Below are 12,778 nucleotides of genomic sequence, written 5' to 3' on the forward strand. Positions count from 1 at the left end.
GAACTGACGCAGTCCCGCTCAGACCAGCCCGATATCCACCGCCCGGGTATCGGGGAACACATGGGCCAGGCGCGCATCGTCCAGCCCATACAGGCGCTTGAACATGCCGCCCAGCATCGCGCGGTATTCGTTGAGCACCGGCCAGTCGCGGTTCTGGTTCAGCGTGCGCTGCTCCACCGCCACCTGCTCGCCGGCGATGCGCCCGCCGCGCACCGCGCCACCCGCTACCCAGTACACGGTGCCGTGGCCGTGATCGGTGCCGCGCGTGCCGTTCTCGCGGAAGGTGCGGCCAAACTCCGAGACCACCACCACCGTGGTCTTGCTCCACACCGGCCCCATTTCCTCGGCAAATCCGGCCACGCCGCTGCCGAGGTTGTCCAGCAGGTTGGCCAGCTGCCCCTGCGCGCCGCCCTGGTTCACGTGCGTGTCCCAGCCGCCCACGTCGATAAAGCCAAGGTTGAAGCGATCGCGCATCAGGCCCGCCATGCGCCGCGCTTCCACCTCGAAACCCTTGGCGCTGAGCGCGCGGCGGTTGGCCGCCTGCATCTCCTGCATGCGGCCGGCCATCTCGGGCTCGGCGCCAGGCTGCGAGGCGGCAGCCGCCAGCATGGCGTTGCGGCGCTGCATGGCCTCGGCTTCCTGCGCCACGGTCTGGCGCAGTTCGAAGCCTTCGTCGATCAGCGACTCGAAACGCGTGCCGTGATACATCTGCGCCAGCACGCGGGTCTGGCGTTCGTCGAAGGGCGTGCGCCCGGTGCCTTTGAGCGAGACATTGGGCACGGTGAGCCCCCCGCTCAGTACCAGCGGCAGGCCATCGGTGAAGGCCACCGGCGCGGCGCGGCCGCCCATGGACTGGGCGAGGCGGTTGAGAAAGCCGCTGCCGCGCAGCGATGCGTCGGCATGGCCGCTGCCCTTCCCGCTCCCGGCCAGCGGCAAGCCAGCCTCGACGCCGTCCTGCGTCTCGAAGTGGCTGCGCGACAGATCGTCGGTACCGGCAAAGGGCACGAAGGCGATCTGCTGCTTTTGCCACAGCGGCAGCAGGCTGTCCTTGAGCGCGGGATGCAGTGCCCAGCTATCGATACCCCTGGGCGCAGCGCCGCCGAAGGCCGAGCCGAGCGACAGCGCCGCGCGCGGATCGGCCGGCGCGCCCGCCGCCACCGGCCTGGCAATGGCGATGGTGGGGCGGGATGCATAGTAGAAATCGCTGCCCGCCGGCACCAGCACATTGGTGGCGTCGTAGCCGCCGCGCAGGAACACCAGCAGGAAACGCGCATCGGCCTGCTGGGGCAGCGCATAGGCGCGCGAGACAATGCCCGGAGCCAGCGTGGCCAGTCCGGCCAGCCCGGCGCGCTTGAGCCATTCACGTCGTTGCATGGTGTGCTCCTTTCCGCTTTGCGCTTTGCGCTTTGCGCTTTGCGCTTTGCGCTTTGCGCTTTCAATCCTGCATCCAGTCCGGCGAAGACAGCAGGATGGTGTTCCACTCCGCCTGCGAAGTGGCTTGCGCCATGGCATGCCGCGTGGCGGGCCCGAGCATGGGTTCGATGCTGTCGAAGAAGACACGATTGCTCAGCAGCGGAAAGCCAGCCTGGGCCGCGGGCTTGCCATCGTCGCCGGTGAACAGGCCGGCCTGCCCCGAGCCGATCGTGCGGGCGATCTCGAACCGCTTGACCATCTGCCCCGAGCTGGCCCAGGCGCTCTCCGCGGCCGGGTAGCCATCGGGCGTGATACGGCCGTAGAGCGGTTCGCCGAGCTGGTTGAGCCAGTTGATGGCAGGGCGCAGGTTGGCCACCGTGCGCCCGTCATAGGCCAGCCGCAGCGACGACACCACGAACCGCATCGGGTCCTTGAACTTGCGCGTGCCCGAGGCCTCCGTGGCGTTCATCTCCGGCGACAGGAACATGGTGCGCAGCACTGCCGCAATATCGCCGTCGCTGTGCGCAAAGGTGCCGGCCATGCGGTCGACCAGTGCAGGCGGCGGCGTATCGGCAACGAAATATGCGGCCAGCTTGTAGGAGATGAAGCGCGCGGTGGCGGGGTCGCGGCTGAGTAGGTCGACCGCCTGCTCCACCTCGTGGAAGCCCGTGGGTTCGATGCGGCGGCCAAGGAAGACCTTGGGACCGAAATCGTGCCGGTTCGGGTTGAACTCGAACAGGCCGTTGGCACGGTACAGAGCCTGCTTTTGCGGCGGCAGCTTGGGCGGCTGGCCGCCGGCGCTGACGCCGAGCCCGGTCAGGATGCGGGCCAGCTCCTGCACGTCCTGTTGCGTATAGCGCGAGCCGCTGGGGCCGCCCGATACGCCCAGCGTATGCAGCTCCATCAGCTCGCGTGCGTAATTCTCATTGATGCGGTTGACAGCGCTTTGCGCATTGTCGAGATAGTCGAGCATGGCCGGCGAGGTCACGGTGGCCATCAGCAGGTCGCGGAACCTGCCAAGCGCGTGCGCGCGCACCGCCTTGTCCTCGTAGTCGGCCAGCACCCAGCGCACCGTGCCCTTGCCCGAATGCACGCTGAAGTGGTTCATCCAGAACCAGGTCATCTGCTCGCGCAGTTGCGCCGGCGAGTACAGCGCGCGCAGCAGGTGACGGCGGCTGGTATCGATCAGCACGTCGTTGCCGGTGCGGCCCAGCGCCTGGCTTGCCTTCTGTTTTTCGTCAGGGTCGGTCAGGGTATTGATGCGCTGCTGCTCGGCGCGCACGGCGAGCAGCCTCTGTTCGGCGCTTTGCCGGGAAATGCTCAGCGCGCCGATGGCGGCGGCAAGCTCGCCGGTATCGGTAGCCGGTGCCTTGAGCTGCTCGTCGAGGAAGCGTTCGCGGCCCACCTTGCGCAAGTGATCGATCGAAGCCTGGTTGGCCCCGAAGGTGACGCTGTTCAGCCAGTGCAGGTCCGCCGGCCTCAAGGCCGCCCCGGGCGCGCCGCCGGTCTGCGCGTCGCCGCCCAGCGCGCACGCGCCCAGCAGGCAGGCAACCGAGCCTGAAACCAATGCCGACATCAGACGTGTAAAGCCGAAAGTCATGGCTAGCCTGCCTCGAACGCGTACGGTGACACCGCTCTTACGCGATCGGGCCGGTTTTGGTTGACGTGGATCGCGGTAAGTGAATGTATCAACAGGTCACGATCGACAAGGAAGGGAAAGGTGCCCAGGCGGATTGCCCCCAAGTGAGGGAACGGTTCGAGCTTGACAAGACCGGGTGCGGCGCGCCGGGCGCACGCCCCCTTCATGCCGCCGCGCAAACCCGCGGCATGGCACGCAGGGTCAAGACCCAGAACGCCAGCGCGGCGGCACTGATGGCGGCGCCGAGCACGCACACGCCAGACCAGCCGGCCAGTGCATAGGCGTGGGTGGAAGCAATCGACCCGGCACCGCTACCCAGCGCGTAGAACAGCATATAGCAGCCCACCAGCCGGCTATGGGCTTCCGGCCGCACGCGAAACACCAGGCTCTGGTTGGTGACATGGATGGCCTGCCCCGCCAGGTCCAGCACGATCACGCCGGCGACCAGCAGCCACAGCGATTGCCCGGCGAAGCCCAGCGGCAACCAGCAGGCCAGCAACAGTATCAGCGCCACGCCGGTGGTCCACTGGCCAAGGCCGCGGTCGGCCAGGCGCCCGGCATGCGTCGCCGCCAGCGCGCCGGCCGCCCCCACCAGCCCGAAGGCGCCGATGGCCGTATGCGACATCGAATACGGCGGCGCGCTCAGCGGCAGCACCAGGGCGGTCCAGAACACGCTGAACGCGGCGAACATCAGCATGGCGAGCACGCCGCGGATCTGCAGCGTGCGTTCGCTCGCCAGCAGCGTGAACATCGAGCCCAGCAGGCGCGCATAGCTTATCCGCAGCGGCGCGCTGGCCTGGCGCGGCAGGCAGCGCGCCAGCAGCGCGATCATCAGCAGGGCCAGCACGCCGGAGACCACGTACACCGCGCGCCAGCCGGCCAGGTCGGCCAGCACGCCCGCCATGGCGCGCGCCATCAGCAGCCCGATCACCACCCCGCCCTGCGCCGCCCCCACCACGCGGCCGCGTTCGGCGGGCGCCGCCAGCGTGGCGGCGAAGGCGATCAGCCCCTGCGTCATGGCAGTACCCAGCAGGCCCAGGGTGAGCATGCCGGCCAGCAAGGCAACCCGCGTGGATGCCAGCGCCACCAGGCCCAGCGCCATGGCCAGCAGCAGCAACTGCAGCAGGATCAGCCGGCGCCGGTCGAACAGGTCTCCCACCGGCACCAGCAGCAACAGCGCCAGCGCGCAGCCGGCCTGCGTGGCGGTGACCACGATCCCCACCGCGCCGTAGCCGAAGCCGAACTCATGGGCCATGGCGTCGAGCAAAGGCTGCGCGTAATACACATTGGCCACGCTAAGCCCGCACGCCAGCGCGAACAGCCAGACCAGCGACGATGGCATCGAAGGCGCCGCCGCGCCGGGTTCGGCGGCCGGGGACGGCGCGATGGCGCCGGTGGCCGCGCCTCCTGGATTGAAAGCCATGACATGCTCCATTTGGTTTCGTAAAAAAACCGGATGGAGTCTAACCGTCATGGTTTTTTAAAGCAACCATAGTGGGGGCATGCCGGTCGATCCGGGCGAAAGACCGAAAAGCCGTTGGCCAAGACCTTGCCGCGGGAATGGCTAATCAGTGGCGCTTTCGGCGCACCGGCAAGGTCGGGAGGTATATCGTATAGTGGCGATATTAATTTTGTGAGAAGCAGATATTTGTTTCGCCAGCCCACGAAACAACGATCCCCTCCCTGAGCAGAAGTGAACCCCGAAGCCAACCCCGAAGCCCCCCCGATCGACATCGACGCCATCCACAAAGCGCTGGCAAACCCGGTGCGGCGCAATATCCTGGCCTGGCTGAAATCGCCGCAGGAGAACTTCGCCATGCAGGACTACCCGCTCGAACTCGGCGTCTGCGCTGGCTTGATCGACGCACGCACCGGTTTGTCGCAATCCACCGTATCGGCCCATCTGGCCACGCTGCAGCGCGCCGGGCTGGTGACGTCCAAGCGGGTCGGCCAATGGATTTTTTTCAAGCGCAACGAAGAGACCATCCAGGCTTTCCTCGATTACATGCACTGCGATCTGTAAGCCCGGCGGCGCCCCGCGCTGCGCAAGACAAGCGGCGCGCGAGCGCCCGATTTCCGCACCCCTGGTGCTCCACTTTCCTCGATATCCAGACCCATACCCATGCCTACTCTCTTTGATCCGATCCGTATCGGCGACCTCGAACTTCCCAACCGCGTCATCATGGCGCCCCTGACCCGCTCGCGTGCCGTGGGCGGCGGCCGCGTGCCCAACGCCCTGATGGCCGAGTACTACGTGCAGCGCGCTTCGGCGGGCCTGATTCTCAGCGAAGCCACCGCCGTCACCCCGCAAGGCGTGGGCTACGCCGACACCCCGGGGATCTGGTCGGACGAGCAAGTGGCCGGCTGGAAGGTGGTCACCGATGCGGTGCATGCCGCCGGCGGCCGCATCTTCCTGCAGCTGTGGCATGTGGGCCGTATTTCCGATCCGGTCTTCCTCGACGGCGAACTACCGGTGGCGCCGAGCGCCATCGCGCCCGCCGGCACGGTGAGCCTGGTGCGTCCCAAGCGCCCGTACGCCACGCCGCGCGCGCTTGAAACCGACGAAATCCCCGGCATCGTCGCCGCCTACCGCCACGGCGCGGAAAACGCCAAGGCCGCCGGTTTCGACGGCGTGGAAGTGCACGGCGCCAACGGCTATCTGCTCGACCAGTTCCTGCAGGACAGCACCAACCAGCGTACCGACGCCTACGGCGGCCCGATCGAGAACCGCGCGCGCCTGCTGCTGGAAGTGACCGACGCCTGCATCGCCGTGTGGGGCGCATCGCGCGTGGGCGTGCACCTGGCGCCGCGCGGCGATGCGCACGACATGGGCGACGCCAACCCCGCCGCCACCTTCGGCTACGTGGCGCGCGAGCTCGGCAAGCGCGGCATCGCCTTTATCTGCTCGCGCGAAGCGCTGGGCGACAACCGTCTCGGCCCTGAACTGAAGAAGGCATTTGGCGGCGTCTATATCGCCAACGAGAAGATGACCAAGGCCACGGCCGGGCACGTACTCGAAGCCGGCGACGCCGATGCGGTGGCGTTCGGCCAGTTGTTCATCGCCAACCCGGACCTGCCGCGCCGTCTGCAGATCGACGCGCCGCTGAACGCGCCGCAGCCGGAAACCTACTACCATGCCGGCGCCGAAGGCTATACCGACTATCCGGCGCTCGCCTGAGCCAGGTTACCGGCCCGCGCGAGACTGCGTGCGGCTGGTTCAACGGTCGAACGCCCCGCCTCGCGCGGGGCGTTTTCCTGTGCCGGGGTGGCATTATGACGGAGTTGCCCCCTAGGGCCAGTCCGGTTGCTTCCCGGCAACCTTCCGGTGACTGCCTTGATTAATCCCTAAAATAGGGATATCCATCCCTCTATTGAGGACTCACAAAGAAATCCCTATAATGAGGATGATCATCCCTCTATAGAGGATTCACCATGAGTCTTGCCGACTTTCTCTTCACACCGGGCTTGCAACGAGTGCTTGGAGCCACACTGCTGCAGCCTGACCGCAGTTTTACGCTACAGGAACTGCTGCGTCTGGCGGACAGTGGGCGCGGAAGCGCTCAAAAGCAGGTGGACCGCCTGGTCGCGGCCGGCGTACTTCGGGAAGACGCCCGACGAGGCCGGCAACGAAGCATCCGGGCGAATACCGAATTCACCCTCTATCCAGAACTGCTCAGTATCGCGCGCAAGTCATTTGCCGTTGTGGAGCCGCTGAAAGAAGCCCTCGCGCCTTTTACCGACCACATCGCCTCAGCGTTCGTATTTGGCTCGGTGGCCAAGGGCACCGACAGTGGCCAGAGCGACATTGACCTGATTGTCGTCGGGAGCACCCCTCTCCTCGAGCTATCGGAGGCCTTGCACGAGGCCGAACAAGCTCTGCTGCGCCCCGTCAACTTCTCATTGTACGAGCCGGCTGAATGGGCTGCTCTGGTCGAGTCTGACCCTATCGTGGCCCAGATTGCACAAGGTCCTACGCTGAGGATACTGTGATGCCGCGCGCAGCTGAATACGAAAACCTTATCAAGACGAAAGCCTTTGAGGCGGTCGCCCCAACGCCTGGAGCTATCGCGGGCTTCCTGCGTAACGCAGCGGACTATAAGGCCACCGCCGAGGAGCTAGGCCCAGGTCGACATCTGCAGGTATTTACCTTGGCCTACGAAGGCTATTTCCAGGTGGTCCAGGCCGTACTGGAGTTCTATGAGGTACGCACCAAAGATGCCGGCCGTAACCTAGCCATCCAGCGTGTGTCCACCTCGCTGGGCGTTGACTCCCAAGAATTTGCCTTCATCACGAAGGCCCACGAGCGTCGCAACGGTACCTCTTACGTTTCACCGTTTCCCCCGGTGTCGAAGGCTGAGGCCGCCACCATGCTGAGCATCTTGGCCAAGTACCTGCCCGTTGCGCATACACTGACCGGTACGCCGTGAGGCCCTATGTTGCAGAATAGTTTTCGCTGTGAGACAGCGTAAGGAATCCTTCGCTAACCCCTGTCGCATGGCTGGGTTTTCGCCGTAAGGCATGGCGCTTCGAACGCGCCATGCCGGCTTATTGCATTCCTCTGGATAGCGCCGGCCTGAGGCAAACGCTGCAGGGCGCGCGGCGCGACGTGCGGCAGGAGGAGGGAGCCCGGCGCCATTGACGGGCGCCGGAGCCCATGCGCCCGGCCTGAAGCGGACCGGGCTTGCGAAGCGGAACCTAGAGGGCAAACCTGTCGAGGGAGATCCCCAGTTCTCCGGCCATGTGCTCCAGCACCGCCTGCAGCCGGATCACCTTCTCGGCCAGCTCCTTTTGCTCCGCCTTCATTGCCTCGAATTCGGATGGGGAGATAGCGTCCACCTCGGCGCCGCCGCTGCGCACCGCCGCTTCCTCCGCGCTGACCTCGCCGCACAGCAGGTGCATCCAGCGGTTTTCGCGGCCGCCGGGCGCGCGCGGCAGTTTGACCACATGCGGCGGCTCGCTGGCGGCAAGTTCTTCGAGGAAGACCTCGACGGACGAAATGTCGGCGAACGCGTGCAGGCGGGCGGTGTTCAGGCGCAGCTCGGCAGCCGTCTGCGGGCCCCGCAGCAGCAGCATGGTAAGCAAGGCGATCGACTGGCTCGGCACGCCGAGCACGCGCTTCATGTTCTGCTCGAAGCGCGGCACGCGGCTGCTGCTGCCTTCGAACACCAGGCTGAGCCGCTTCAGGCCATCGATGGCCGTGAGCACCTCGTCCTCGCTGACGTTCATCACCGGAGCGCGCGCGGTCTTCTGGTTGCAGCCCGCCGTCAGCGCATTGAGCGACAGGGGGTAGGTGTCGGGCACCGTGTGCTGCTTCTCGACCAGCACAGCCAGCACGCGCCCTTCGAGCTGTGTCAGGGAACGGACCGGATGGTGCGGGAGAGTCTCGGGAGTGGAATTCATAATGGCATCGCTACGTGAAGCTACCTGCATTCGAACCTGACCGGTGCTGCCGTCAGGTACGTTCTGGTTGGGAGGCATATGATAGCCGCATGGCCGTTGCCGAAGCCACGCAAGCGGCTACTGCGGCAAACGCCCCGGCCGCGCGTGCCGCTCGCCTAGTCCGCCTGCGCGCCCGAGCGCTTCACCACCGCGCCCCATTTGCGGATCTCGCTGTCGACGAACCTGCCGGTGTCTTCCGGGCTCATCGGCATCGGCTCCGAGCCGCGCTCGGTGATGAACTTCTGCAGTTCGGGCGACTGCAGGGCCTTCACCGTTTCCGCATTGAGCTGGCTCACGAGCGCGGGCGGCAGGCCCTTGGGCGCCATCAGGATGGCCCAGCCAAGCGCTTCGAAACCTGGCACGCCTTCCTCGCGCACGGTCGGCACCGACGGTAGCTGCGGGGTGCGCTTCGCCACCGTCACCGCCAGCGGCACGGCCTTCTTCGAGTGGATCAGGGGCAGCGCGGCAGTCACCGAATCCACCATCAGCGGGATCTGGTTGCCGAGGAAATCCGACTGCGCCGGACCGCTGCCCTTGTAGGGAATATGGACCATGAAGATACCGGCCTGCGCCTTGAGCATCTCGGCCGACAAATGCTGGGTTCCGCCCACGCCGGCGCTGGCGTAGCTGAACTTGCCGGGTGCCGCCTTGGCCTTGGCGATCAGGTCGCGCAGCGAGACGATGCCCGAGCCCGGCGTGGCGAGGAACACCAGCGGTACCGAGAACACGCCGGAGATCGGCTGGAAATCCTGGCGCGGGTTGTAGGCAAGCTTCCTGTACAGCGTCTGGTTGATCGCCATGGCGCTGCCGGCCATCACCAGGGTGTAGCCGTCGGGCGCGGCATGCGCGGCGATTTCCATGCCGAGGTTGCTGCCGGCGCCGGCGCGGTTGTCGACCACGATCGGCTGGCCCAGCTGCTTGCCCAGGCGCTCGGCCAGCGCGCGCGCGAAAATGTCGGTGGCCTGTCCGGGCGGGAACGGCACGATCAGCTTGATGGGACGTTCAGGATAGGCGGCGTGGGCAAGCGTGCCCGCCAGCGTCAATGCGGCGGCGGTGGCGATCAGGGCAAAGGGCGTCTTCAAGGGGCTCTCCTGCTTTGTAGTTATTGGTGTTGTGCTTGTGCGCTGTGTTGCGCGCCGCGCAGTGGGCGGGCCACGCAGGGATGGATTCTACGGGATGCCTGCCCCGCGCCTGCCGCCGGCGGACTGAACCACGGCGCCCCCGGCCCCGGACCTGCACCCGCTCGGAGGCGCACGCCGGGCATCCCGGCCATCACCACGGCCGTCCACGCCAGGGACATCGGGAAAGCGCCGCTTCATCACGCGCGCGCGGTCGTGGCGCCTGATACGGCGCCATCGTCGGAATCGCTCAAGTGCATTGAACGCGCGGCCGCCTTCCGCGGCAGGACAAAGGAGGCGATCCTATGATCCACTGGCATGCAGTGGCCGCCCGGGCTTCGCGTGGCCGCGCATGAAGGATGGGCGGACCGAACGCGCCGGCGCGCTGGCACCGACGTTCAACACCGCGCCGATGGTCGACGAAGTGTCGAAGCGGGTGCTGTCTGGGCAGGGCGCGTCGAGCGTGCGCTGACGGGGCCGAGCCCTTTCATTCACCGTTTATGATCGAACCGCCGCGCCAGCCGTTCGCCGCCGAACTGCACCAGCGTGACCAGCGCCACCAGGATTGCGATCACGTTGAACATCACCGCGGTCTCGTAGCGCTCGTAGCCGTAGCGGATGGCAAGGTCGCCCAGGCCGCCCGCCCCGACCGCGCCGGCCATGGCCGACGAGCCGATCATGGCGATCACGCTGACCGTTGCGCCGCCGACGATGCCGGGCAGGGCCTCCGGCAGCAGCACATGGCGCACGATATGCCAGCGCCGGCAGCCCATGGCACGCGCCGCCTCGATCAAGCCCGGATCGATCTCGTTCAGGCTCACCTGGGCGATGCGCGCAAAGAAGGGGATCAGGTGCACGCTCAGCGGCACCACCGCCGCCCAGGTGCCCATGGTGGTGCCGACGATCAGCCGCGTCACCGGCAGCATCGCCACCAGCAGGATGATGAACGGGATCGAGCGGAAGGTATTGACCAGCGCCGACAGCGCACGATACAGCCGTGGCCGGGGCCGCAAGCCCCCCGGCGCGCTCAGCGTCAGCACGATGGCCAGCGCCATGCCCGCCGCGAAGACGACCAGGCATGCGCTGCTGACCATCAGCAGGGTCTCGCCCAGCGCGCGCAGGTATTTGTCAACCATGGGCAGCATAGCCGCGTACCTCGGAATGGCCGGCGCGCGCACTGGCATGCGCCGCATTGGAATTCGCGCCGGCCGGGGCCGGCATCCCGAGCCGCAGCGGACGCAGCAGCGCCAGCGTGGCCGCGGCGCGCGGCTCGGCGAACACCTGCCGCACGGTGCCCAGCTCCGCCACATGGCCCTGATCGAGCACCAGCACGCGGTCGCAGGCCTGGCGGATCACCGCCATATCGTGCGTGATCAGCACCACGGTCAGGCCCAGCTGGCGGTTGATATCGCGCAGCAAGGCCAGGATCGATTCGGTGGTCTCCGGATCCAGCGCCGAGGTGGCCTCGTCGCACAGCAGGATCTCCGGCCGGTGCACCAGCGCGCGGGCAATGCCCACGCGCTGCTTCTGCCCGCCCGAGAGCGTGGCCGGATAGACCTGCGCCTTGTCCGCCAGCCCCACCAGCGCCAGCAGCGCCGTCACGCGCGGCGCAATCTCCGTGCGCGGCAGGCCCGCCACGCGCAACGGCAAGGCCACGTTCTCGAACACGGTCTTTGCCGAGAGCAGATTGAAATGCTGGAAGATCATGCCGATCCGCCGCCGCAGCACCACCAGGCCGTCTTCATCCAGCCCGCCCACCGCCACGTTATCCACGCGCACCTGCCCGGTGCTCGGACGCTCCAGCATATTGATGGTACGCAGCAGCGTGGACTTGCCCGCGCCGCTACGGCCGATGATGCCGAAAATCTCGCCGCGCGCCACGCTAAAGGAGACATCTTCCAGTGCCGCGGCCTGGGCGCCGGCATAGTGCTTGCCGAGATGTTCGAAGACGATATGCGGCGGACTGGACTGCAGCGGGAGCACCTGTGACACGATCGGGATCCTTCTGGAAGTAGCGGGAATAGCGCGGGCGGCGCGGGCGGCGTGGGCGGCGTGGGCGGCGTGGGCGGCGTGGGCGGCGTGGGCGATCAGAACGCAGGAATCACCGAGCCCTGGTACTTGGTCAGGATGAACTTGCGCACCTCGTCCGAGTGATAGGCCTTGACCAGCGGCGCCACCCACGGCGCGCCCTTGTCGCGCTCACGCACGGCGATGACATTCACATAGGGGTTGTGCTCCTTCTTCTCCACCGCGATGCCGTCGCGCGTGGCGATCAGCCCGGCCTGGTAGGCAAAGGTATTGACCACGGCCGCCGCATCCACGTCCGGCAGCGAACGCGCCAGCACCACCGAGGCGCTTTCCACCAGGTCCAGCTTCTTCGGGTTGGCGGTCACGTCGGCCAGCGTGGCCGTGCCGGTGTAGGGATCGAAGCCGTCGCGCAGCTTGATCAGGCCGTGATCGCGCAGGATCACCAGCGCACGGGTCTGGTTGCTCGGGTCGTTGGGAATGCCGATGCGTGCGCCCTGCGGCAGCGACTCCAGCGACTTGTACTTGCGCGAGTAGAAGGCGATCGGCGAGATCAGCGTATCCGCCACCGGCACGATCTTGTAGCCGCGCTGCTTGACCTGGTCGCGCAGGAAGGGAATGTGCTGGAAGGCGTTGGCATCGAGATCGCCATTGTTCAGCGCCTCGTTCGGGCTGGCGGTGCCGGTGATGACGATGGGCTGCACATGGAGGCCCTGCTTCTTGGCGACCTGGGTCACCACCTCCCAGATTTCCTCGTCCACGCCGCCGCGCACGCCTACCTTGATGGCCTTGTCGGCGGCCAGTGCCGGGGCGGCGCCCATGGCCAGCGCCGCCGTGGCGGCCAGGAGCGTGGAGAGAATTGCGCGCAGGTTCATAAGCCGTTCACCTTGAGTCTGGACTGGCGATGATGGAAATGGCGGAGTGCCAGGGAAGCCAGTCTAGGTAGGCGGCAAGGGCGCGGTCCAGTAATAAATCCGCAATAGCAAATCCGGAAAACCTGCCAGGCGGCGAACGTCCGCTGAGCATCGGCACGCGAGGCAACCTGCCATGGGACACACAACGCCGCGCGCATATCCATGCGCCGATTCATTCGTTCCGCATGGCAGGCACGCTGCGTAGAGTGGCGGTTTTTTCGTACGCGCAA

At 66.8% G+C, this 12,778-nt stretch carries 12 protein-coding genes; 4 read left to right on the forward strand and 8 right to left on the reverse strand.

The features are described 5' to 3' along the window. Positions 1-18 precede the first annotated feature (18 nt). The 3 genes from AC3FOF_RS14135 to AC3FOF_RS14145 form a co-directional block, all read right to left on the reverse strand. Entirely contained in the window at positions 19-1,374 is a 1,356-nt protein-coding gene (locus tag AC3FOF_RS14135) for a DUF1501 domain-containing protein (protein ID WP_488726942.1), read from the reverse strand. Between the two features lie 61 nt (positions 1,375-1,435). Next, on the reverse strand, positions 1,436-3,013 hold the full coding sequence (locus AC3FOF_RS14140; protein ID WP_488726943.1) for a DUF1800 domain-containing protein: 1,578 nt from the start codon (positions 3,011-3,013) through the stop codon (positions 1,436-1,438). Positions 3,014-3,215: 202 nt separating this feature from the next. Next, entirely contained in the window at positions 3,216-4,475 is a 1,260-nt protein-coding gene (locus tag AC3FOF_RS14145; protein WP_488726944.1) for an MFS transporter, read from the reverse strand. Between the two features lie 303 nt (positions 4,476-4,778). Between AC3FOF_RS14145 and AC3FOF_RS14150 the strand changes: the two genes are divergently transcribed. From AC3FOF_RS14150 to AC3FOF_RS14165, 4 genes are all read left to right on the forward strand, one after another. Further along, positions 4,779-5,075, forward strand: coding sequence for an ArsR/SmtB family transcription factor (locus AC3FOF_RS14150; protein WP_035816221.1), 297 nt, complete (start codon positions 4,779-4,781; stop codon positions 5,073-5,075). 99 nt (positions 5,076-5,174) lie between these two features. After that, on the forward strand, positions 5,175-6,230 hold the full coding sequence (locus tag AC3FOF_RS14155; protein ID WP_488726945.1) for an alkene reductase: 1,056 nt from the start codon (positions 5,175-5,177) through the stop codon (positions 6,228-6,230). Positions 6,231-6,484: 254 nt separating this feature from the next. Continuing rightward, complete coding sequence (locus tag AC3FOF_RS14160; protein ID WP_488726946.1) at positions 6,485-7,042, forward strand: nucleotidyltransferase domain-containing protein; 558 nt, start codon at positions 6,485-6,487, stop codon at positions 7,040-7,042. Continuing rightward, positions 7,042-7,479: a hypothetical protein gene (locus AC3FOF_RS14165; RefSeq protein WP_017229885.1), complete on the forward strand. Its 438-nt coding sequence runs from the start codon at positions 7,042-7,044 to the stop codon at positions 7,477-7,479. The genes AC3FOF_RS14160 and AC3FOF_RS14165 overlap by 1 nt, the downstream gene beginning before the upstream one ends. 268 nt (positions 7,480-7,747) lie before the next feature. Here AC3FOF_RS14165 and AC3FOF_RS14170 read toward each other — a convergent pair whose 3' ends face one another. The 5 genes from AC3FOF_RS14170 to AC3FOF_RS14190 form a co-directional block, all read right to left on the reverse strand. Next, positions 7,748-8,452, reverse strand: a complete 705-nt coding sequence (locus AC3FOF_RS14170; protein WP_035816217.1) for a YceH family protein — start codon at positions 8,450-8,452, stop codon at positions 7,748-7,750. Positions 8,453-8,607: 155 nt separating this feature from the next. Beyond that, the gene (locus AC3FOF_RS14175) at positions 8,608-9,573 is read right to left on the reverse strand and encodes a tripartite tricarboxylate transporter substrate binding protein (protein ID WP_017229883.1); all 966 of its coding nucleotides are present in this window, start codon (positions 9,571-9,573) and stop codon (positions 8,608-8,610) included. A gap of 527 nt (positions 9,574-10,100) precedes the next feature. After that, positions 10,101-10,745: a methionine ABC transporter permease gene (locus AC3FOF_RS14180; RefSeq protein WP_276264412.1), complete on the reverse strand. Its 645-nt coding sequence runs from the start codon at positions 10,743-10,745 to the stop codon at positions 10,101-10,103. After that, positions 10,738-11,610, reverse strand: a complete 873-nt coding sequence (locus AC3FOF_RS14185; RefSeq protein WP_488726982.1) for a methionine ABC transporter ATP-binding protein — start codon at positions 11,608-11,610, stop codon at positions 10,738-10,740. The genes AC3FOF_RS14180 and AC3FOF_RS14185 overlap by 8 nt, the downstream gene beginning before the upstream one ends. 86 nt (positions 11,611-11,696) lie before the next feature. Further along, the gene (locus tag AC3FOF_RS14190; protein WP_488726947.1) at positions 11,697-12,509 is read right to left on the reverse strand and encodes a MetQ/NlpA family ABC transporter substrate-binding protein; all 813 of its coding nucleotides are present in this window, start codon (positions 12,507-12,509) and stop codon (positions 11,697-11,699) included. Positions 12,510-12,778: the final 269 nt, after the last annotated feature.

The sequence above is a fragment of the Cupriavidus sp. 96C5-1 genome (genome assembly GCF_057798855.1).